Below are 21,277 nucleotides of genomic sequence, written 5' to 3'. Positions count from 1 at the left end.
CAATGAACCTCTATAATAAAAGAGGGTAAAAGGGGCGGGGACATACCCCGCTCCTTATTTTTTTGAATACAAATAGGAGGTATTTTCATGCAGCAGAAAATGACCATGAAAGATTTGGATTTGAAAGGAAAACGTGTATTTTGCCGTGTCGATTTCAATGTACCGATGGAAGAAGGCAAAGTGACGGATGATACAAGAATCCGCGCAGCTGTGCCAACCATTGAATACTTGATCGAACAAGGAGCAAAAGTTATTTTGGCGAGCCATTTGGGCAGACCTAAGGGCGAGGTCAACGAAGACATGAGACTGGCTGCCACAGGTGTCCGTTTGGGTGAATTGTTACATAAAGAAGTGAAAAGCCTGGACGAATCGATCGGGGAAAAAGTCGAGCAGGAGATTTCAGCAATGCAGGAAGGCGACATCATCCTGCTTGAAAATGTCCGCTTCCATCCGGGTGAAGAAAAGAACGATGAAGAGCTCGCAAAAGCATTTGCTGCGCTGGCGGATGTCTTCGTCAACGATGCTTTCGGTGCAGCTCACCGGGCACACGCATCTACAGCCGGCATTGCAAACTATTTGCCAGCCGTGTCAGGTTTGCTGCTGGAAAAAGAACTTGATGTTTTAGGCAAGGCCCTATCCGAACCAGAACGTCCATTTACAGCAATCATCGGCGGGGCTAAAGTGAAAGATAAGATTGGCGTCATTGATCATCTATTGGATAAAGTTGACAATTTGTTGATTGGCGGAGGGCTTTCGTATACCTTCATCAAAGCGCAAGGCTATGAAATCGGAAACTCCCTTGTAGAAGAAGATAAATTAGAGCTCGCGAACTCGTTCATCGAAAAAGCAAAACAAAAAGGCGTTAAATTCTATTTGCCGATTGATGCAACTGCAGCCAGCGAATTTTCAAAAGATGCCGATACGAAAAGTGTGAAAATCGAAGAAATTCCGGCGGACTGGATGGGCTTGGATATTGGGCCAGAAACCGCAGCGTTGTACGCGGATGTCATCAAGGATTCAAAGTTGATCATCTGGAACGGACCGATGGGCGTCTTTGAAATGCCGGCATTCGAAAACGGCACGAAATCTGTGGCGCAGGCGATGGCGGAAACTTCAGGCTATACCGTAATAGGCGGAGGAGATTCTGCTGCAGCTGTTGAAAAATTCCATGTAGCTGAAAAGATGGATCATATCTCTACTGGCGGCGGTGCATCACTGGAGTTTATGGAAGGCAAGGACTTGCCGGGTGTCAGTGCATTAACCGACAAGTAAAACGAATGATTTGAAAGGGAGTGTTTTTGTGAGAAAACCAATTATTGCAGGAAACTGGAAAATGTACAAAACAGCAACAGAGGCAAAACAGTTTGTCGAGGAAGTAAACGGCTTGGTGCCGGATTCTGAAAAACTGGATGCTGTCATTTGCGCACCGGCGCTATTTTTGGCGCAGCTGGTCGTATCTGCAGAAGGAAGCCCGCTTCAAATCGGCGCACAAACGATGTCCGCAGAAGACGAAGGTGCATTTACAGGCGAAATCAGCCCTGTTCAATTGACGGATATCGGTGTGAAGTATGTCATTATCGGCCATTCGGAACGCCGCCAATATTTCAACGAAACTGACGAATCGGCAAACCAAAAAGTAAAAGCTGCTTTCAACCACGGTTTAGTGCCAATTCTTTGCGTCGGAGAAACGTTGGAGCATCGTGAAAATGGTGAAACCGGTGCTGTTGTAGAAGCGCAAGTGGAAAAAGGGATTTCCGGTTTGACTGAAGAGCAAATCACGCAATTGGTCATTGCCTACGAGCCTATCTGGGCAATCGGAACAGGAAAAACCGCTACTGCGGAAGATGCCAATGAAGTTTGCGGAATCGTCCGCAAAAAAGTGGCTGCGTTGTATAACGAACAGGCAGCTGAGCAGCTTCGCGTTCAATACGGCGGCAGCGTAAAACCGGCTAACATCGATGAATTAATGGGAATGGAACATATTGACGGAGCGTTGGTTGGCGGCGCAAGCTTGGAAGCCGACTCTTTTGTCAAATTGTTGGAGGCTGGTTCACATGCGTAAAACCGAACATCCAGCGGCGCTTATCATCTTAGATGGATTTGGATGCCGCGAAGAGACTTTCGGTAATGCCGTAGCACAAGCCAACAAACCGAATTTCGACAGACTATGGAAAACTTATCCGCATGAGTTGCTGACGGCTTCGGGCGAAGCTGTCGGATTGCCGGAAGGCCAAATGGGTAATTCTGAAGTCGGCCACCTGAATATTGGTGCAGGACGGATTGTTTACCAAAATTTGACCCGTATCAATAAGTCGATCCGCGATGGCGATTTTTATGAGAATGCCGCTTTTCTTGAAGCGGTCGGCAACGCCAAAAACCGCGGCAAAGCCCTTCATATTTTAGGGTTATTGTCTGATGGCGGCGTACACAGCCATTATGAGCATCTTTTCGCTTTGCTGAGACTTGCCAAACAACAGGGATTATCGGAAGTCTATGTCCACGGTTTCCTCGACGGCCGCGACGTAGGGCCGAGAACGGCTCTTAAATATGTAGAGCAAGCTGAACGTGAAATGGAAAAAATCGGTGTCGGTAAATTCGCATCGATCAGCGGACGCTATTATGCAATGGACCGCGACCAGCGCTGGGAACGTGCCGATCTGGCATACCGTGTATTGGTTGACGGAATCGGAAAAACGGCTCCTTCTGCAAATGCCGGCATTACGTATTCATACGACTTGGACGTTTCAGACGAATTTGTCGTGCCATTTGCCATCGTTGAAGACGGCAAGCCAGTGGCTACCATCGATTCGGGCGATTCGCTGATTTTCTTTAACTTCCGCCCGGACCGTTCAATTCAATTGACGTCCGCATTTATCCGGGAAGATTTCACGGGATTCCCGTTAAGCACTAAACATCCGAAAGATTTAAGCTATATCACATTCACTTCCTATAGTGATGATTTGCCGACCCGGGTGGCATTCGAAACACTGAACCTGGAAAATACCATCGGTGAAGTGGTATCGGCTAATGGATTGACTCAGCTTCGGATTGCCGAAACTGAGAAATATCCGCATGTCACTTTCTTTATGAGCGGAGGACGCGAAGATGTCTTTCCTGGTGAAGACCGTATACTCGTAGCATCGCCGAAAGTTGCTACATACGATCTGCAACCTGAAATGAGTGCTTATGAAGTGACAGACCGTTTAGTGGAGCAGATTGAAGCTGGCGCACACGATGCCATCATCCTGAATTTCGCTAATCCGGACATGGTCGGCCACAGCGGCTTGCTGGAACCGACCATCCGTGCCATTGAAGTCGTAGATGAGTGCCTCGGCCGCATAGTTGATGCATTGCATGCACAAGGCGGTTCGGCGTTAATTACTGCTGACCATGGCAATGCCGATGAAGTCCGTACGGTTGAAGGTTTGCCGATGACGGCGCATACTACGAACCAGGTACCGGTGATTTTGACGAAATCAGGCCATGTACTTCGAACCGGCGGCATTCTTGCCGATTTGGCACCAACAATTTTAAAAATGCTGGATATTGAACAACCGATTGAAATGACAGGAAAACCATTATATTAAAAGGGAGCTGTTTTAATTGCCAATTATCACACAAATTCAAGCACGCGAAGTATTAGATTCACGAGGGAACCCAACAATCGAAGTTGAGGTATTCACAGAAAGCGGCGCATTTGGCCGCGCGATCGTACCTTCAGGCGCTTCTACAGGCGAACACGAAGCAGTCGAGCTCCGCGATGGCGACAAGAGCCGTTTCCTTGGAAAAGGCGTATTAAAAGCCGTCGAGTTTGTCGATACTGAAATTGCGGAAGCGTTGGAGGAAAAATACTCAGTGCTGGACCAGGTATCCATCGATAACGCGATGATCGAATTGGACGGAACAGAAAACAAAGGCCGTTTAGGCGCTAACGCTATTTTAGGTGTTTCCTTGGCTGTTGCACACGCTGCAGCTGACTACCTGGACGTTCCACTTTACCAATACTTGGGCGGCTTTAACGCAAAACAATTGCCGGTTCCAATGATGAACATCTTAAATGGCGGCGAACACGCTGACAACAATGTGGACATCCAGGAATTCATGGTAATGCCGGTCGGTGCAGAATCTTTCCGTGAAGCAGTTCAGATGGGTACAGAAATCTTCCATAACCTAAAAGCTGTATTGAAAGAAAAAGGCTATAATACTTCTGTTGGAGATGAAGGCGGATTTGCTCCGAACTTAGGTTCGAACGAAGAAGCGTTGACGACCATCCTGGAAGCAATTGAAAAAGCAGGCTACAAAGCCGGCACAGATGTACTACTGGCGATGGATGTTGCTTCTTCTGAAATCTATGACAAAGAAAAAGGCGTCTACAACCTGCCTGGGGACAACACAGTGAAAACTTCTGCAGAAATGGTCGACTGGTACGAAGAACTTTGCAATAAATACCCGATCATTTCAATCGAAGATGGATTGGATGAAAACGACTGGGCTGGACACAAATTATTGACTGAACGAATCGGCGATCGAGTTCAATTGGTTGGAGATGATCTATTCGTCACCAACACGAAGAAATTGGCTCAAGGAATCGAAGAAGGCATCGGCAACTCAATCCTGATCAAAGTTAACCAAATCGGTACGTTGACAGAAACTTTCGACGCAATTGAAATGGCGAAACGCGCTGGCTATACAGCAGTCATCAGCCACCGTTCAGGCGAATCTGAAGATGTCACCATTGCGGATATCGCAGTAGCGACAAACGCAGGACAGATCAAAACAGGTGCTCCATCACGTACAGACCGCGTTGCGAAATACAACCAATTATTGCGCATCGAAGACCAGCTATTTGAAACAGGCCAATACCTAGGTCTAAAAACTTTCTACAACTTGAAAAAATAAAATAGAGGCATTTGCCTCTATTTTCTATTGCTATTGTCACAGGTCACAATTTTTGGTAAACTTAGATTTGTTGTGAACGTTCTTTTCAGGAGGTGGAATTTATGCATACGTTGTTAATGACATTACTCGTCATCGTATCGCTCGCATTAATCGTTGTCGTTTTATTGCAATCTGGAAAAAGTGCAGGTCTTTCAGGAGCCATCTCCGGTGGAGCAGAGCAACTTTTCGGCAAGCAAAAAGCTCGTGGTTTGGACTTGGTCCTTCACCGGGTTACGATCGTACTTGCTGCCTTATTCTTTATTCTGGCTGTTGCCGTAACGAAAGTTTAATGTAGATGATTAAATCGCCTGACCATACATGGTTGGGCGTTTTCTTTTAGTATTGGAATGGAGGGATCATGATGCGGATTTCGCAGCCAAAACCATTTTTCTTTAAATCAGGTCCACGGGCCGTACTTCTTTTGCACGGCTTTACAGGGAACTCGGCGGATGTACGCATGCTTGGCCGTTTTTTGGAAACGAAAGGGTATACGAGCATCGCCCCGCATTACGCGGGCCATGGCGTCGCGCCTGAAGAATTGATCGGCACCGGTCCAGTGGATTGGTGGAAAGACGTAGAACAGGCATATGAGACATTGCTTGAAGAAGGCTATACCGAGATTGCAGTCGCGGGACTGTCGCTGGGCGGCGTATTCAGCCTGAAATTAGGGTATACAAAGCCTATCAAGGGAATTGTCACCATGTGTGCGCCGATGTATATGAAAACCACCGGCCTCATGTATGAAGGTGTGTTGAAATATGCACGTGAATACAAGAATTATGAAGGAAAAAACGATGAACTTATCGAAAAAGAAATGAAGGCTTTCCAGGAGCGGCCGATGGAATCGCTGGCCGATCTGCGTGCCTTGATTGCAGATGTCAAAGAGCAGGTGGACCATGTCTATGCTCCTTTGTTCGTCGTCCAGGGCAGACTGGATAATGTCATCAATACGGATTCGGCAAATGTCATCTATGAAAACGCCGAATCGATCCAAAAACAGATTAAGTGGTATGAAAACTCAGGCCATGTCATTACGCTTGATAAAGAGAAAAAGCAATTGCACGAAGACATTTTCGCATTTCTCGAATCGCTTGATTGGAGTGTGTGAACCGTCATAAAGGAGGAGTTAGATTTGGGAAATACCGATCGTTCATTGGAACAGCGCTTATTGGTTTTTATGCGTGAAGAAGCTTATAAGCCACTGACTGTACAGGAAATAGAAGAACAATTCGGTTTTGAAGATGCCGATGAATTCAAGGAACTGGTGAAAACTTTAGTGCGCCTGGAAGAAACGGGGACACTGGTCCGCTCCAGATCCAACCGCTACGGTGTACCGGAGCGCATGAATCTAATGCGCGGAAAATTTATTGGACATCCTAAAGGATTCGGTTTCGTGGCACCTGAAGAAGCCGGTTTGGATGATGTCTTTATTCCGCCGACTGAAACGAACGGTGCAGTAAACGGCGATAAAGTGCTGATCCGTGTTTCTGAAGGATCTTCAGGAGACCGCCGTGAAGGCGCCATTATCCGGATTGTTGAAAGAGGTACGACAAAAGCTGTCGGAACTTTTCAGGAAAACAAAGGCTTCGGTTTTGTCGTTACAGACGATAAGAAAATGAATATGGACATCTTTATCGCCAAGGATGATACATTAGGCGCGGTAGACGGCCATAAAGTGGTTGTGGAGATTACCGGATGGCCAGAAGGCAGAAAGTCTGCAACAGGTATGGTCACACAGATTCTTGGCCATAAAAATGACCCGGGTGTTGATATACTTTCCATCATCCATAAATACGGAATCGAAACGGAATTCCCGCCGGATGTTCTGGAACAGGCAAATAATGTGCCGGATGAAATCGACCCGGCTGATTTAACGGATCGCCGCGATTTGCGCAGCGAACAGATCGTAACGATTGATGGAGCTGATGCTAAAGATTTGGATGATGCCGTCCAGGTCGTGAAGTATGAAGATGGCACCTATAAATTAGGCGTACATATCGCTGATGTCAGCCATTATGTAACGGAAGGCTCTGCGATTGACCGCGAAGCCTATGACCGCGCGACAAGCATCTACTTGACCGACCGCGTCATTCCGATGATTCCACATCGCTTGTCAAATGGCATTTGTTCATTGAATCCACAGGTGGACCGCCTGACTTTGTCCTGCGAAATGATTTTCAATGATCAGGGGGAAGTAGTTTCCCATGATATATTCCAGAGCGTCATCAATACGTCAGCACGCATGACCTATACAGACGTTTATGAAATTTTAGAGCAGGACAACCAGGAGCTGAAAGAACAATACAGTGAATTGGTCCCGATGTTCGAATTGATGAAAGAGCTGGCTGAAGTTCTGCGCACGAAGCGGATGCGCCGCGGTGCCATCGATTTCGATTTCAAGGAATCCAAAGTATTGGTGGATGAAAACGGCTACCCAGTGGATGTTGTTGTCCGCGAACGCACAGTAGCTGAGCGTCTGATTGAAGAATTCATGCTGGCTGCCAATGAAACAGTAGCTGAACATTTCCATCGCATGGAAGTTCCTGCTATTTATCGGATCCACGAAGATCCAAAGCCTGAAAAACTGCAGCGCTTTTTCGAATTCGTAACGAATTTCGGGATCGTGGTAAAAGGCTCAGGCACACAGATTCATCCGAAAGCTTTGCAGGAAATTGTTGAATCCATTGCAGGAACTCCGGAAGAGCCGGTTATTTCCACGATGATGCTTCGTTCGATGCAACAGGCGAAATACTCGTCTGAAAGCTTGGGACATTTTGGCTTATCGACCGAATTCTATACACATTTCACATCACCGATTCGTCGTTATCCCGATTTGGTCGTGCATCGCCTAATCCGCACGTACTTGATTGAGAAGGATTTATCACAAAAAACAATCGCTTACTGGGATGCCAACATGGATGATATCGCTACACATACATCTGAACGTGAGCGCCGTGCAGTAGAAGCTGAACGTGATACGGATGCTTTGAAGAAATCACAGTTCATGGCTGATAAAATCGGCGAACAGTTTACCGGAATCATTTCTTCTGTAACGAATTTCGGTTTGTTTATCGAACTGGAGAATACTATTGAAGGCTTGGTCCACGTTTCCAATATGACGGATGATTATTACCGTTTTGACGATCGCAGCATGATGATGATTGGCGAGCGCAATAAACGCCAATTCCGGATCGGTGACGAAATTGAAATCAAAGTCATCGGCGTAAAACCGGAAGAATCGTCGATTGATTTCGAAATTGTCGGCATGGTGCAAAACACGCGCCAATCGAGAAGAGAGCAGCCGAAAGTGATCCGCGCCACGAAAAAAGATGGCGGTGGAAAACCAGGACGCGACGGCAAAAAGCCTGAAGGCGGCGGACCAACCCGCAAACCGAAAAACAAAAAGAAAAAGTTCTACGAAGATGCAGCAAAAAAAGGACGCAACAAGAAAAAATAAAAAAGCGGCTCCAGGGCTGCTTTTTTGAATCTAGCTGAGGTGAAACCACATGGCCAAAGGAGAAGGCAAAGTAATCGCCCAAAACAAGAAAGCCGGTTTCGATTATTTCATAGAAGAAACGATCGAGGCAGGGATTGTCTTGCAGGGCACAGAAATCAAATCGGCACGAAACGGCAAAGTCCAGTTGAAGGAATCGTTTGTGCGGATCCGAAACGGGGAAGCCTGGATTTCAAATATGCACATCAGCCCTTATGATCAGGGCAATCAGTTTAATCATGACCCTACACGGTCGCGCAAGCTTCTGCTGCATAAAAAGCAGATCACGGATTTAGAGGCCCATTCAAAAGTGCAGGGTTCTGCCATCATTCCGCTGAAGATGTATTTGAAGGACGGCTTCGCCAAAATTCTGCTCGGTGTCGGTAAAGGGAAGAAGAACTACGACAAACGGGAAGATTTGAAGAAAAAAGACGCGAAACGGCAAATCGACCGTGCGATAAAAGAATACAACCGCTAGAACTTGAAGTCTGACCAATGTTGTCTTATAATAGGGATATAGCACATGAAGCTGTTTATTCATCTTCCGTGTCTCTTTTTAATAAGGGGACGTTACGGATTCGACAGGGATGATCTGGGCTTGGGTCGCGCGTCGGAGGGTCGGCTCCGTCATCAACGTATTTATAACAACTGGCAAAACAAACCAAAACCTAGCATTCGCAGCGTAAGCTCGGATCTGCTTTATCTATCCATCGCCCATGTGGCTGGGTAAAGCTCAACTTAAGTGGGATACAACGTTTGCTGCCATCTGAGGCAAACGGGAGAGATTCACAGATTAGTGCCCAGGACGCCTGCTTATTGGCAGAATGGTGCATGAAACCCCAATGAATAAGCTACACGCGTAGACGCTCAAGTAGCGGAGTTTCTGGACGCGGGTTCGACTCCCGCCGTCTCCATAGTGAGATTAATACCGTATTTCAAAAACGCCAAAACCTTTGATAAGGTTTTGGCGTTTTTTGTGTTGTGTACGGAACCGTTGATTTCCGCTGCGGCCGGACGCTTTCCGCGGGCATGGCTTTCGCCGCTTCCTTCGCCGCGCTCAGTCCAGTGGCTTCAGCTCATGTCGCTCTGTCGCTTTGCTCCCTCACTGCTCCCGCAGGAGTCGCCGCCCTCCGCTGCAATCAACTGGAGAGATTCCACTAGTATTAAAAGTTGTATCTTAAAATGAATAGTATTAATCATCTTTTAGTCAGCGGATAAAGTTAAACCAGAAAGAAGAGTTTTTTGAGGGGTTAAAGAAATGGTGATTGGCGATGAATTGTATTACTAAGTTTTTAACGATATTTGCAATGTTAGCAAGAATCTAATAAGGTTCACTTCATTAAATTAAGGTATATTATACTGGTAATAGATTCTCTTTAGAGACAAGAAAAGTAGGTGAAAAAAGTGGGGAAATTTGGATTGGATAGCAAAGGACAGGTAGCTGTGACAAAGTATCATGAAAAACACAAGCCTGCCAAATTTGATAAAAAGAAACAACTTGAAAAAATACGTGCTGAGTATTTGGAAAAGAAGCAAAAACAAACAGATAAATAATAGGAATGAAACATAGGGAGACTAAAATCTCCCTATGTTTTTCTTATTCGAAACACTTTTTCAATTGAGGACAAAGTTGTTATTGACGCTTGATTTTGTCTAAAAACTGACGGTTCTTTTTAATTTTCAATGAGGCCGGTAATCGGTAATACTCTCTGGTAAGTAAAACAGTCAAATAAATAAGTATGGAAACGCCTAAAACCTTTAAAGGTTTTAGGCGTTTTTTTGTGTCCTATAAAATGTTGGTTTCCGCTGTAGCCTGATGTTTTTGGTCTTACAGGTACTTCGCGGTGCCAACTTCCTGCGGACATTAACGAACTTAGAAATCTTGAATATATAAGAATAAAGAATGTTGACGTATTTAACTTCCATTTCAAATTCTATTTTGTCAATAAAAATTGCTATTCTCTATATACTTTATTAAGAAACACTTAACTTGTCATTACATGTATGAAATCAAGGTATAGATAAAATTTTATTGACAAGAAAGCTCAATATCATTATAGTTACGATATTGATATTGAGAATCATTATCATCCATTTGAACAAGAGAGGAATTTACTGAACATGAAGAAATTTAAATTTAAAAAAAGTTTATTTATAGCAATCATCTCATTTATCCTCATTTTTTCAGCGGGTTGTTCCAATGACAACGCTGCTTCTCAGTCAAATGAAAGCGCAGGAGGATCGCCGAATTCCATAACGATGTCTTGGCCACGGGACATCGGGTCCATGAACCCTCATGTTTACAATCCTTCGCAATTATTAACCCAGTCGATGATTTATGAACCACTTGTCAGTTACGAAGAAGGCGGGGAGCTTAAACCTCATCTGGCTGAATCCTGGACAATTTCTGAGGATGGTCTTGAATATATATTTAAGCTTCGTGAAAATGTTAAGTTCACAGATGGTTCTTCCCTAAATGCTTCAGTTGTGAAAAAGAACTTTGATGCAGTAATGAAAAATAAGAATTCACATAGTTGGCTCGGTGTTATCAATGTAATTGAGGAAACAGAAGTTGTTGACGAATTGACATTTAAAATGGTCTTATCAGAACCCTATTATCCAGCACTTCAGGATTTGGCAGTAGTTCGTCCGGTAAGATTCCTTGGTGAGTCCGGATTCCCTGAAGATGGCGACACTTCAAAAGGAATTGCAGAACCAGTTGGAACAGGTCCTTGGATTTTGGAAGACTACAAAAAAGACGAATATGCTACCTTCACACGAAACCCAGAATATTGGGGTGAAAGTCCGGAAGTTGAAAAAGTAACTATCAAAATTATTCCGGATGCTGAAACGCGTGTTTTGGCTTTTGAAAAAGGCGAATTGGACTTGATCTATGGGGAAGGTGCTATCAGCATGGATTCCTTTAACCACTTAAAAGAGTCGGGGGAATACAAAACGGACTTATCAGAACCGGTTGGTACAAGAAGTTTGCTGTTGAACACTACAAATGACAAGCTCACGGATTTAAAAGTACGCTTGGCTTTGCAGCATGGATTCAACAAAGAAGCGATGGTGGAAGGCATCACGCTTGGTATAGAAGAAGAGGCGGATAAAATTTTATCCACCAATTTTCCTTATACTGATGTTGAAGTCGAGGCGATCGAGTACGATGTGGAAAAAGCTGCTTCCTACCTTGACGAAGCAGGATGGAAACTTCCTTCTGGAAAAGCGGTACGAGAAAAGGGTGGCCAATCCCTTGAATTGGAATTGATGTACGATAAAACGGATCCTATTCAAAAAGCGATGGCTGAAACACTTCAAGCAGAATGGTCAGCAATTGGTGTGAAGCTGAACATTATAGGAGTGGAGTTGACGGTCCAAATCGAACGTCGTAAAGCGGGGGACTTTGACGTTGATTTCTGGTATAACTACGGCGCTCCATATGATCCGCATTCCTTCATCAACGTTGTAGCAGAAGAAGGCTGGGGCGTTTCAGAAGCTCACTCGAACCTGCCGATGAAAGACGAGTTGGACAAGCAGGTCGATAATGCTCTTGCTTCCACTAATGAAGCAGAACGCCAGAAGCTTTATGGCACAATTTTAAAAACATTACATGAACAATCGGTTATCGTGCCGGTTTCGTATATGAAAAAGACAGTTGTTTATCAGAATGGTATTGAAGAATTTGTGTTTCCAGCCAATCGCGATGAGCACCCTTTCAATGAAATGAAAGTAAGCCAGTAATCAACGGAGAGGACCAGTCATGTTTATCTATCTTATAAAACGGCTCCTTGCTGTTATTCCTATTATTCTCTTTGCTATTTTTCTGATGTTTGTACTGATACGCTTCTCGCCGGTCGATCCAGCTGAAGCGTATCTAGCTGCTGCTAATATACATCCAACTGATGAGATTCTAGCTGAGAAAAGACATGAGTTCGGTTTAGATCAGCCACTGCTTGTCCAATATGTTCAAACTGTTAAGAACGTTGTTCAATTGGATTTTGGCAACTCGTATGTGACAAATACATCTGTTTGGCAAGAGGTTGCCACTAGAATGCCCGCAACCATTCAACTTGCTGTCAGCAGCATAATTCTTTCTCTTGTCATCAGTGTTCCTTTAGGGTTCTTAGCAGCAGTTTATAAAAACAGCCTGATCGATCATTTGAGTAGGCTTCTTTCTTATTTAGGTGCTTCAATTCCACAGTTTTGGCTAGGCTATGTACTGATTTTTCTCTTTTCTGTCAAACTGGACATGTTTCCGGTGGAAGGAAGGGGAACCTGGCAGCATTTCGTACTGCCGAGCATTACGTTGTCCTTAGCATTAATTGCGATTTACACTCGCTTGCTTCGCGCAAGTGTGTTGGATGAATTGGAAAATGTATATGTAGTCTATGGCCGGACACGAGGCATTAAAGAAAAGACGATTATGGTGAAGCATGTGTTGAGAATTGCTATTTCTCCAATGCTGACAGGATTGGGTATGAATTTAGGGAAACTTCTCACGGGTACTATTATTGTCGAACAAGTTTTTTCCTGGCCGGGATTTGGACGTTTTTTTATAGAAGCAATATTTAACAGGGATATTCCAGTTATTCAAAGTTATGTTGTTCTGGCGGCGTGCCTGTTTATAATTTGCAATCTGATTGTCGATCTTGTGCAATTGTACATAGATCCACGTATTTCACGGAAGGGAATGGCTCAATCTTGATTTCTAGCGTACAAATGGCCAGCAAAAGCAAATGGGCGCTTATAATAAGTGCAGTCATATTGATTGTTTTTTTTCTGGTCAGTATTTTGGCGCCATGGATCGCTCCTAATGATCCTATCCAAGTGAACTTGGCTATCAAACTTTCTTCTCCCTCCTGGGAATATCCGCTCGGCACAGATCATTTAGGGCGCTGTAATTTATCGCGTCTTTTATATGGAGCACGTGTTTCCTTAGGGTTTGCATCTTTGATATTTGCTGCATCATTAGGTTTTGGGTTGCTTGTCGGAATGCTTGCCGGATTCAAAGGCGGGTGGATTGACCTGTTGTTGATGCGGTTCTGTGACGGCGTCATGGCGTTTCCAAATCTAGTACTTGTCCTTGGCATCGTTGGTTTGTTAGGTCCTGGACTGTGGCAAGTGGTTATCGCACTCATGATGGTACAGTGGGTATATTATGCACGAATGATTCGCGGCATGGTTGTCAGTATGAAAGAGCAGAACTTTATTGCGGCGGCTCGGATCAGCGGTTCTTCAACCGGGAAAATTATCAGGAGGCATCTACTGCCAAATGTCCTTCCTCCTATTATGGTCATGGGGACACTGGAGATGGGCTGGGCGATTATGGACATATCTGCCCTATCGTTCCTTGGGCTCGGCATACAGCCTCCTACACCGGAGTGGGGCGCAATGATACAGGAAGGCAAAGCTTTTATAAGGAGCCAGCCTGGATTGATGATTTATCCAGGATTAATGATCTTGTTTGTGGTCATTTCATTCAACGTGTTGGGAGAATCTCTCTCGGAACGGCTTGGCGTAAAAAGACGTTATTAAAAAGGGGGATGGAGAAGATGGAAAAACAGCAAAATGCTTTGCAGGTTAAAGATTTGAATATCGCCGTCAAAACACCACATGGAGCGCTTCCGTTGGTTCAAAATTTGGAACTGGATTTGACTCCGGGTAAGGTTCTTGGGTTGGTAGGTGAGAGTGGCAGCGGGAAAACAGTCACATGCATGGCACTTCTTCAATTGCTGAACCCGAAATCTATGACTGTAGAAGGAAGCATTCAATTGCATGGACAGGAGCTGAATCGCTTAAAGCAAAAGGAAATGCGAAGAGTCCTAGGCAAAGAAATTGGGTTCATTATGCAAAATCCGATGAATGCCTTCACACCTGTATACACGATTGGCAACCAATTTGTTGAAACCATCCGAACCCATACAACATTAACAAAAAAACAAGCCATCGATTTGGCTGTCTCTTCTTTAGAATCCATGAACTTGAAAGAGCCGTCTAAAATTATGAAAATGTATCCTTTTCAGCTCAGTGGCGGGATGCTCCAACGTGTCATGATCGCAATATCGATGTGTTTACGCCCCTCCGTTGTTATCGCTGATGAGCCGACAACTGCTCTTGATGTAACGAATCAGCTACAAGTTCTAAGAGAATTGGATCGACTTAGAATAGAATGCGGAACATCAATTTTGCTGATATCACATGATTTAGGTGTCATTTCGGAGCTGGCAGACGACGTGGCTGTCATGCGAAATGGCCGGATAATAGAAAAAGCCGATGTATTCCAATTGTTCGATCATCCAAAGCACGAATACACAAAAAAACTATTGCAGGCAAGACCTGCATTACCAGTGAATGAACCATTGAGGAAACTGGTTATATAAAAATGACTGACAGGTAATAAAGTTGAAAAGTGAAGGAGGACGCATGAATGAGCCTATTGGAAGTGAAGAGGGTCACACATGCATATGGCCCACTGCGTTCTTTTTGGAGCCCCCAAACTGAAACGGAAGTTCTTTCCGACGTTTCCCTTTCTATAGAGCAGGGAACATGCATGGGGCTTATTGGTACAAGCGGAGCTGGAAAAAGCACATTGGGAAAAGTGATTCTGGGACTAGAAAAACCCAAAAAAGGCCAGGTGCTGTTTCAAGGAGAAGATCTTTACACGATGAATTCCAAAATGCGCAAGCAGATTCGGAGAAATCTTCAAGTAGTTTTTCAAGACAGTTACTCCTCGGTGAATCCTCGTTTGACCGCAGAAAAGATTATCGGAGAACCATTGGAAAACTACGAAAGGCTATCTGCTTCCGAACAAAAAAGAACGATTGCCCAGTTATTGGAACAGGTTGGATTATGTGAAGATGACATGAAAAAGTTTCCTGGTCAATTTAGTGGCGGACAGTTGCAGCGGATCAGCATCGCAAGAGCCATAGCCTTAAAGCCAAAAATGATTGTTCTGGATGAATCAGTGAGCAGTCTCGATATGGTGAACCAGACAAATATCTTGAAATTATTGGATGAGTTAAAGGACGAGTATGGCTTGTCTTATCTCTTTATCACACATGACATTAGGGCAGCATATTCGATTTCAGACGCCCTGACAGTTATGGAAAAAGGGAGAATAGTTGAAACTTATTATGATAAAGATGAGGTATTTACTTCTCCGCAACCGGCGGTGAAGAATCTGGTAGCTTCTATACTGCCTGAACATCCTCGAAATCGCACCATCTCTAACGGAAAGCATTTTGTGCAAGTATGACGGAACACCTATCGGATTCATGCAGCATGATAAATTAACCGGAAAAAACCAGGAAGCGTTCGGTTATTCAATGACCCTGAACATTCATGGCATCGACCAATTCATATAGAAGAAACTCATCAAGAGCTGCCGATTCGGTTAACCGTAGGCACGTTCAATAAACGAGCGATTCATCTGTATAAAAAGCTGGGCTTTGTTTCAAGCAAACAGTTCACCACTCATTCAGCCTCATTTATTACAATGGTGAAAATATCTTAAGTTGGGAATCAAAAATCTTATTAGTGGTTCTCGAAGTGTAATTTGAGGCCTTTTGGCATAGCTCCTTCCATCGCTGAAAGAATAAAATCCGCTTTTTCTTACTCTGAATTAACGTTGAACGGTGAACAAACCGCCACATTTCCCCTTCTCTAACAGCCCTTGAGCCTCTGCAGAAATGGTTTTTGTTTTTCCCGCTGGGCTGAACGTGCTACACTAACGGACATTAAGTTTGAGAGGGGTAAACATATGATTAAAAAATGGTTCTTGACTATCGTACTGGGAGGATCCATGGCAGCACTCGCTGCGTGTGGTGGTGAAACAGCAGAAGAGACGAACGAAGAAGCGGCACCACAGGAGGAAGCAGCAGCTACAGAAGAAGGCAGTACTGAACAACCCGAAATGCCTGAACCTGATTTAGAAGGCGTGCCTGAGGTAGTGGCAGAAGTGAATGGTGAAGAAATCGTGAAAGAGGATTTTGAATCCGCTTATACTGGGCAATTCCAGCAAATGGCTATGCAAGCCCAAATGAGCGGTCAGGAAGTTGACCAGGCTCAGTTGAAAGAGCAGGTTGCTGAAAGTTTAGTGGCGCAGGAACTTCTGGTTCAGGAAACTGAAAAGCAGAAGTTGACGGCATCAGAAGAAGAAACCAATGCAGCGCTAGAGGCACTGGCTCAACAAAATGGACTCGAATCTTCTGAAGAATTTCTGGCTGCACTCGAAGAGCAGGGAATCTCTAAAGAAGAAGTCATGAAGCAGGTTGAAGCCCAAGTGAAAATAGAACAATTGATTGCAAAAGAAGCTGGGGAAGTCGAACCGACGGATGAAGAACTCCAGACCTTTTACGATCAAGCACAAGCCCAGCAAGAAGAGTCGGATGGCGAAGAACTTCCAGCTTTCGAAGAAGTGAAGCCTCAGCTTGCTGAACAGGTGAAGATGCAAAAAGAAGGGGAAGCTACACAAGCTTTAGTAGCGCAACTCCGTGAAGAGGCAGATGTTACGATTCATCTGTAATAAGAAGCCAGATCCCCAACGGATCTGGTTTTTATTTGTTTTAAAAAGCTTGCGTTCTATGGCCGCAGGTATTGAATATATGTGGAATTTTCAGTTATATTATGAAGGTGCCTTATCCATCTGCAAAAGGAACAGAGGGTTTGACAGGACGGAGAATCTTCCGTATCCTTTACACTTGTGATAAAGAGAAACTTCAAGCAGCGGGGTTTTCAGCCGCGGCTGCTTTTGAGTTGACCAATTCAGGCTTGGACGGTCAGTGGACTTTCACTTGGAAAAGTGAAGAGATACTGGCCGTTAAAGCGGGATACAAAGAAAAAGGAGGTACTATATGAAAAAAGTAACCAATGTTTTTTGGATAGCTCTTGCACTTGTATTATTGGCCATTGGCTATGGCGCATTTGCACCCGATAATTTTGCAGAAGTTACAGGGAATATAGAATCGTTCCTGACCACTTCGTTCGGGTGGTATTATTTATTGGTTGTTTCCGTCATGGTTCTATTCTGTTTGTTTTTCCTTGTCAGTCCGATGGGACAAATCAAATTAGGTAAAGATACCGATAAACCCGAGTTCTCGTTCGGGACATGGATTGCCATGCTGTTTTCAGCAGGAATGGGAATCGGCCTCGTGTTCTGGGGAGCGGCAGAGCCGCTGTCGCATTTTGCGATCGACCCTGCAACCGCTGAACCTGGAAGTGCTGAAGCGATGCGCGAATCCATGCGTTTCAGCTTTTTCCACTGGGGGATTCACGCTTGGGCTATCTACGCTGTAGTGGCGTTGGCGCTCGCTTATGCCCAGTTCCGAAAAGGGGAACCCGGATTAATTTCCGCGACCTTAAAACCTTTGTTCGGAGACAAGATGAAAGGCCCATGGGGCATGCTGGTAGATGTTATCGCTGTTTTCGCAACAGTAGTCGGTGTCGCCACCACACTTGGTTTTGGCGCTATTCAGATTAATGGAGGCCTTGCCTTCCTGTTTGATGGAATACCTGGAGACAGCTTTGGTGTTCAATTGGTCATCATCGCCATAGTCACCGTACTGTTCATGTTCTCTGCATGGACTGGATTGAGTAAAGGCATCAAGTATCTTTCCAACACCAATATGGTCCTCGCTGTCGTATTGCTGTTGGCAGTCATTATTCTTGGCCCGACGCTGCTGATCATGAATATGTTTACCGATACAGTCGGTACATACTTCCAGAACCTGGTTGAGATGAGTTTCCGCGCAGGTCCTGTAGACGGTGAAAACCGTGCATGGATCGATGGCTGGACGATTTTCTATTGGGCTTGGTGGATTTCCTGGTCACCATTTGTCGGTATTTTCATTGCACGTGTATCCAGAGGACGGACGATCCGTCAATTCTTATTAGGCGTCCTGATGATCCCGACTTTCATCAGCTTCCTTTGGTTCGCAGCTTTTGGTACGACCGCGATCGATGTGCAGAATAGCGGAGTAGATCTGACGGGCTTGTTGACAGAGGAAACTTTGTTCGCAGTGTTCAATGAATTGCCGCTCGGTGTCCTGCTTTCGGTCATAGCGATATTCCTGATCACAACATTTTTTGTCACGTCTGCTGATTCCGCGACATTTGTTCTTGGCATGCAGACTACTGGTGGTTCGTTGTATCCGCAAAACACGGTGAAACTGACTTGGGGGATCGCCCAATCGTCAATCGCTGTAATCTTATTATCCACTGGAGGGCTTGGCACATTGCAGACAGTGTTGATCATTGCGGCATTCCCGTTCTCGATCATCATGCTGCTGATGATGGCATCCTTCTATAAAGCATTGAATCTTGAATACAAAGCTATAAAACGTAAACGCTAAAACCGCCGCTTCGGCGGTTTTTTCAGTGGATAAGCGTTATAATGGAAGTCAAGCAACAAGAAGGTGGAGGATTTTAACTATGGAGAAACCGCATGTATTATTAGTGGATGGAATGGCGCTGTTGTTCCGCTCTTTTTTCGCAACATCAGCCGTCGGTCAATATTTCCGTACAACTGAGGGATTGGCTACAAATGGTGTACAGGGATTTGCCAGACATGTACTGGCAGCTAAAACCTTGATGAAGCCGACACACATGGCCGTATGCTGGGATATGGGAGCGCGGACATTCCGGACAGATCTGTTTGACGGATATAAGGCGAATCGGCCGGCACCGCCAGAAGACATGGTGCACCAGTTCGATTTGGCTCAATCGATTTCCGAGCAGCTTGGCTGGAAAAACTACGGCGAAGCGGGAATTGAAGCGGATGACTTTATCGGCTCGTTCACCAAGCAATGGCAGGACCAAGTGGACTTCACCATCATTACCGGTGATAAGGACATGCTGCAATTGCTGACACCTTCGGTCAATATCGCCTTCATGAAAAAAGGTTTCCACGTTTACGATGTCTATACCGAAACGCGTTTCATTGAAGAATACGGCATACAGCCTAACCAGTTTGCAGATGTCAAAGCATTTATGGGCGATCCAAGCGACGGGTACCCAGGAGTCAAAGGCATCGGTCCAAAGACTGCGCTCCAGTTGATCAAGGACTATGGTTCAACGGACGGGGTACTCGGTGCCATCGACGAATTGAAACCGGCTCAGAAAAAGAAAATCGATGAGCATAAGGAAATGCTCCTGTTATCAAAAAAACTGGCTGTCATCAAATGTGACATCCAGTTGGATATGCCATTGGAGGAACTGACTGTTCCTGCTTACACCAACGACCATATTCAGTTATGCCGCGACCAGCAATTGCTGCTGCTTGCCAAGCAGCTCGAGAAGAATGTCGGCGTTACTGCCGATCCTTGGGCATAATCTTTATAAAGCTCAGTACTTTACGATTTTCCAGATATGAAACCGTCCGCATTTTGCTGGGGCGGTTTTTTTGTCCGTTGTCGTGAATATAGAGGATCAGGTCATCCGCTTCCTCTTTAAAGCCGATCAACGGCACCCAGTGGTAACTGTAAAGCGGTTTTGAAAACCACTGGAAGGTGAAGTAACGATCGAACTTCATGGCGAGCGGCCTGCCAGCCAGCAATTCTTCTTTTACTTCTTCGATGCTGCGAACTTTCTTCACTTCGTAGCGTTTGCCGCCGACTTTATGGAAATTTCTCAGCAGCTTCCAGGTGAACAGTCCGATAGGGGTTGAGCCAAGCAATCGGTAAAGCTGATCGACGCCAAGCTCCAAGCCTTCGTGATGCCGAAGGATAGCGGCAGCCGTAACAGGGCCGCAGGAAGAAGAACGATATTTTTTAGAGATGGCTTCATCATGTTGGGACATGCCTTGGAAATCAATCAGTTTCTTCACGGCAAACACCTCCATGTCTTTTTGTTCACCCAGTTTATTCTACTGCTTGAATGCTATTTTTCAGTTTCTGTAAGCAGCTGGGCCAGGGCAACTCTGAAAGTCGTGTACACTTCCAGCTCTACTTGGATGCCGGCGTGAACAATCTCGCGCACAAACAACGGATTAAAGCCTGCATAAATGGCGCGCAGACCCATTAGTCCGAGAGCGGAGTTTAACTGGCTCAATTCACTGCCGAGCCCGTCATAGTCGAATTCAGCAAAATCATCTGTTGTTACACCCGTGAAATCAAAAATGACCCGTTCTGTTTCTCGATGTTTTTCCGCATATTTCAAGACTTTGGTCCGGATCATATCAAAGCGGTCTGTAAAAATGAAACCCGCGATCGGCACTAAAATCGTTTTAGGGACAATCGATGGAATGATGGGTGCCGACATGTTCTTAATCAGTTTTTCATAATAGACCAGCTGTTCTTTCAATTCTTTAATTTCCTGTTGTGAATCCATTCCAATACCTCCGCAGTTTTTATAAGATGCTCGAATCGATCAGTAAATGTGGAAAAAGTGTGGGGTCAGCCTCTTTATTCACTGCGAATAGAGTTAACATCAGCAGCTGAAAACTGGATACGTTCTATATTACAGCGAAAAAAAGAGTAGGCATGAGCCTACTTCTTTTGATCATTCAAAAATTCTGTAACCGATTCAGGGGATTTGGCGTTTGCACTGTGGAGATGCGCCGTCTTTTCGCCGTCTTTAAAGATCAATAGGCTTGGAATGCCCATGACATCGTATTTTTCTGCAAGATCGGGAAGCTCATCGCGGTTGACATCAAACCATTGGTACTGGTTGAATTCCTCGATGATCGGGTCGATGAACATATCCATGCGTGTGCAATCCGGACACCAGCCTGCCTGGAATTTCACGATTACCGGGTCATCGCCTTTTATAACTTCGTTAAATTGTTCGTTCGTAGTAAGTGATTTCATTGCATTGCCTCCTTATAGGTTCTCTCTCAGTTTACCTTGC

The 21,277-nt window shown here is 45.0% G+C and carries 20 protein-coding genes and 1 other RNA gene; 18 read left to right on the top strand and 3 right to left on the bottom strand.

The genetic code is table 11. The features are described from left to right. The first annotated feature begins 87 nt into the window (after positions 1-87). The 18 genes from Q0785_RS15785 to Q0785_RS15700 all read left to right on the top strand — a co-directional run bounded on the left by Q0785_RS15785 (position 88) and on the right by Q0785_RS15700 (position 19,762). On the top strand, positions 88-1,272 hold the full coding sequence (locus tag Q0785_RS15785) for a phosphoglycerate kinase (protein ID WP_298831962.1): 1,185 nt from the start codon (positions 88-90) through the stop codon (positions 1,270-1,272). 28 nt (positions 1,273-1,300) lie between these two features. Then, positions 1,301-2,062, top strand: a complete 762-nt coding sequence (tpiA, locus tag Q0785_RS15780; RefSeq protein ID WP_298831960.1) for a triose-phosphate isomerase — start codon at positions 1,301-1,303, stop codon at positions 2,060-2,062. Beyond that, a complete protein-coding gene (gene gpmI / locus Q0785_RS15775; RefSeq protein ID WP_298831958.1) occupies positions 2,055-3,587 on the top strand; it encodes a 2,3-bisphosphoglycerate-independent phosphoglycerate mutase in 1,533 nt (510 codons plus the stop codon). Before tpiA ends, gpmI begins: the two co-directional genes overlap by 8 nt. A 16-nt stretch (positions 3,588-3,603) precedes the next feature. Continuing rightward, positions 3,604-4,899 carry a phosphopyruvate hydratase gene (gene eno / locus Q0785_RS15770; protein WP_298831955.1) on the top strand — a complete coding sequence of 432 codons (1,296 nt, stop codon included), beginning with the start codon at positions 3,604-3,606 and terminating at the stop codon, positions 4,897-4,899. A 101-nt stretch (positions 4,900-5,000) separates the two neighbouring features. Next, positions 5,001-5,228, top strand: a complete 228-nt coding sequence (secG, locus tag Q0785_RS15765; RefSeq protein WP_049694326.1) for a preprotein translocase subunit SecG — start codon at positions 5,001-5,003, stop codon at positions 5,226-5,228. Positions 5,229-5,299: 71 nt separating this feature from the next. Beyond that, positions 5,300-6,046: a carboxylesterase gene (locus tag Q0785_RS15760; protein ID WP_298831943.1), complete on the top strand. Its 747-nt coding sequence runs from the start codon at positions 5,300-5,302 to the stop codon at positions 6,044-6,046. 24 nt (positions 6,047-6,070) lie between these two features. Then, positions 6,071-8,395, top strand: a complete 2,325-nt coding sequence (gene rnr / locus Q0785_RS15755) for a ribonuclease R (RefSeq protein WP_298831941.1) — start codon at positions 6,071-6,073, stop codon at positions 8,393-8,395. 49 nt (positions 8,396-8,444) lie between these two features. Next, entirely contained in the window at positions 8,445-8,909 is a 465-nt protein-coding gene (gene smpB, locus Q0785_RS15750; protein WP_223641819.1) for an SsrA-binding protein SmpB, read from the top strand. Positions 8,910-8,994: 85 nt separating this feature from the next. Next, positions 8,995-9,348, top strand: a transfer-messenger RNA (tmRNA) gene (gene ssrA / locus Q0785_RS15745). A gap of 487 nt (positions 9,349-9,835) precedes the next feature. Further along, positions 9,836-9,985, top strand: a complete 150-nt coding sequence (locus Q0785_RS15740) for a hypothetical protein (protein WP_298831937.1) — start codon at positions 9,836-9,838, stop codon at positions 9,983-9,985. 567 nt (positions 9,986-10,552) lie between these two features. Further along, on the top strand, positions 10,553-12,175 hold the full coding sequence (nikA, locus tag Q0785_RS15735; RefSeq protein WP_298831935.1) for a nickel ABC transporter substrate-binding protein: 1,623 nt from the start codon (positions 10,553-10,555) through the stop codon (positions 12,173-12,175). Positions 12,176-12,194: 19 nt separating this feature from the next. Further along, positions 12,195-13,139: a nickel ABC transporter permease subunit NikB gene (gene nikB / locus Q0785_RS15730; protein WP_298831933.1), complete on the top strand. Its 945-nt coding sequence runs from the start codon at positions 12,195-12,197 to the stop codon at positions 13,137-13,139. A 14-nt stretch (positions 13,140-13,153) separates the two neighbouring features. Continuing rightward, on the top strand, positions 13,154-13,969 hold the full coding sequence (gene nikC, locus Q0785_RS15725) for a nickel ABC transporter permease subunit NikC (protein WP_298832313.1): 816 nt from the start codon (positions 13,154-13,156) through the stop codon (positions 13,967-13,969). A gap of 8 nt (positions 13,970-13,977) precedes the next feature. Further along, positions 13,978-14,814, top strand: a complete 837-nt coding sequence (locus tag Q0785_RS15720; RefSeq protein ID WP_298831931.1) for an ABC transporter ATP-binding protein — start codon at positions 13,978-13,980, stop codon at positions 14,812-14,814. Positions 14,815-14,861: 47 nt separating this feature from the next. After that, on the top strand, positions 14,862-15,689 hold the full coding sequence (gene nikE, locus Q0785_RS15715; protein WP_298831929.1) for a nickel import ATP-binding protein NikE: 828 nt from the start codon (positions 14,862-14,864) through the stop codon (positions 15,687-15,689). Positions 15,690-16,193: 504 nt separating this feature from the next. Then, a complete protein-coding gene (locus Q0785_RS15710) occupies positions 16,194-16,958 on the top strand; it encodes a SurA N-terminal domain-containing protein (protein ID WP_298831927.1) in 765 nt (254 codons plus the stop codon). Positions 16,959-17,286: 328 nt separating this feature from the next. Next, complete coding sequence (locus Q0785_RS15705; protein WP_298831925.1) at positions 17,287-18,783, top strand: BCCT family transporter; 1,497 nt, start codon at positions 17,287-17,289, stop codon at positions 18,781-18,783. A 79-nt stretch (positions 18,784-18,862) separates the two neighbouring features. Next, positions 18,863-19,762, top strand: coding sequence for a 5'-3' exonuclease H3TH domain-containing protein (locus Q0785_RS15700; RefSeq protein WP_298831923.1), 900 nt, complete (start codon positions 18,863-18,865; stop codon positions 19,760-19,762). On the opposite strand, the gene Q0785_RS15695 is transcribed toward Q0785_RS15700, so the two are convergent. From Q0785_RS15695 to Q0785_RS15685, 3 genes are all read right to left on the bottom strand, one after another. After that, positions 19,740-20,255 (bottom strand): hypothetical protein, encoded by a 516-nt coding sequence (locus Q0785_RS15695; protein ID WP_298831921.1) that lies wholly within the window; start codon positions 20,253-20,255, stop codon positions 19,740-19,742. The two genes, Q0785_RS15700 and Q0785_RS15695, sit on opposite strands and share 23 nt — an antisense overlap. 53 nt (positions 20,256-20,308) lie before the next feature. Continuing rightward, entirely contained in the window at positions 20,309-20,758 is a 450-nt protein-coding gene (locus tag Q0785_RS15690; protein WP_298831919.1) for an STAS domain-containing protein, read from the bottom strand. A 158-nt stretch (positions 20,759-20,916) separates the two neighbouring features. Next, positions 20,917-21,237 carry a thioredoxin family protein gene (locus Q0785_RS15685; protein ID WP_298831917.1) on the bottom strand — a complete coding sequence of 107 codons (321 nt, stop codon included), beginning with the start codon at positions 21,235-21,237 and terminating at the stop codon, positions 20,917-20,919. Between the last annotated feature and the right edge of the window lie 40 nt (positions 21,238-21,277).

It is taken from the genome of uncultured Planococcus sp., from assembly GCF_947501725.1.
Lineage (GTDB): Bacteria > Bacillota > Bacilli > Bacillales_A > Planococcaceae > Planococcus > Planococcus donghaensis_C.
This window is presented reverse-complemented; position numbering and strand designations above follow the sequence as displayed.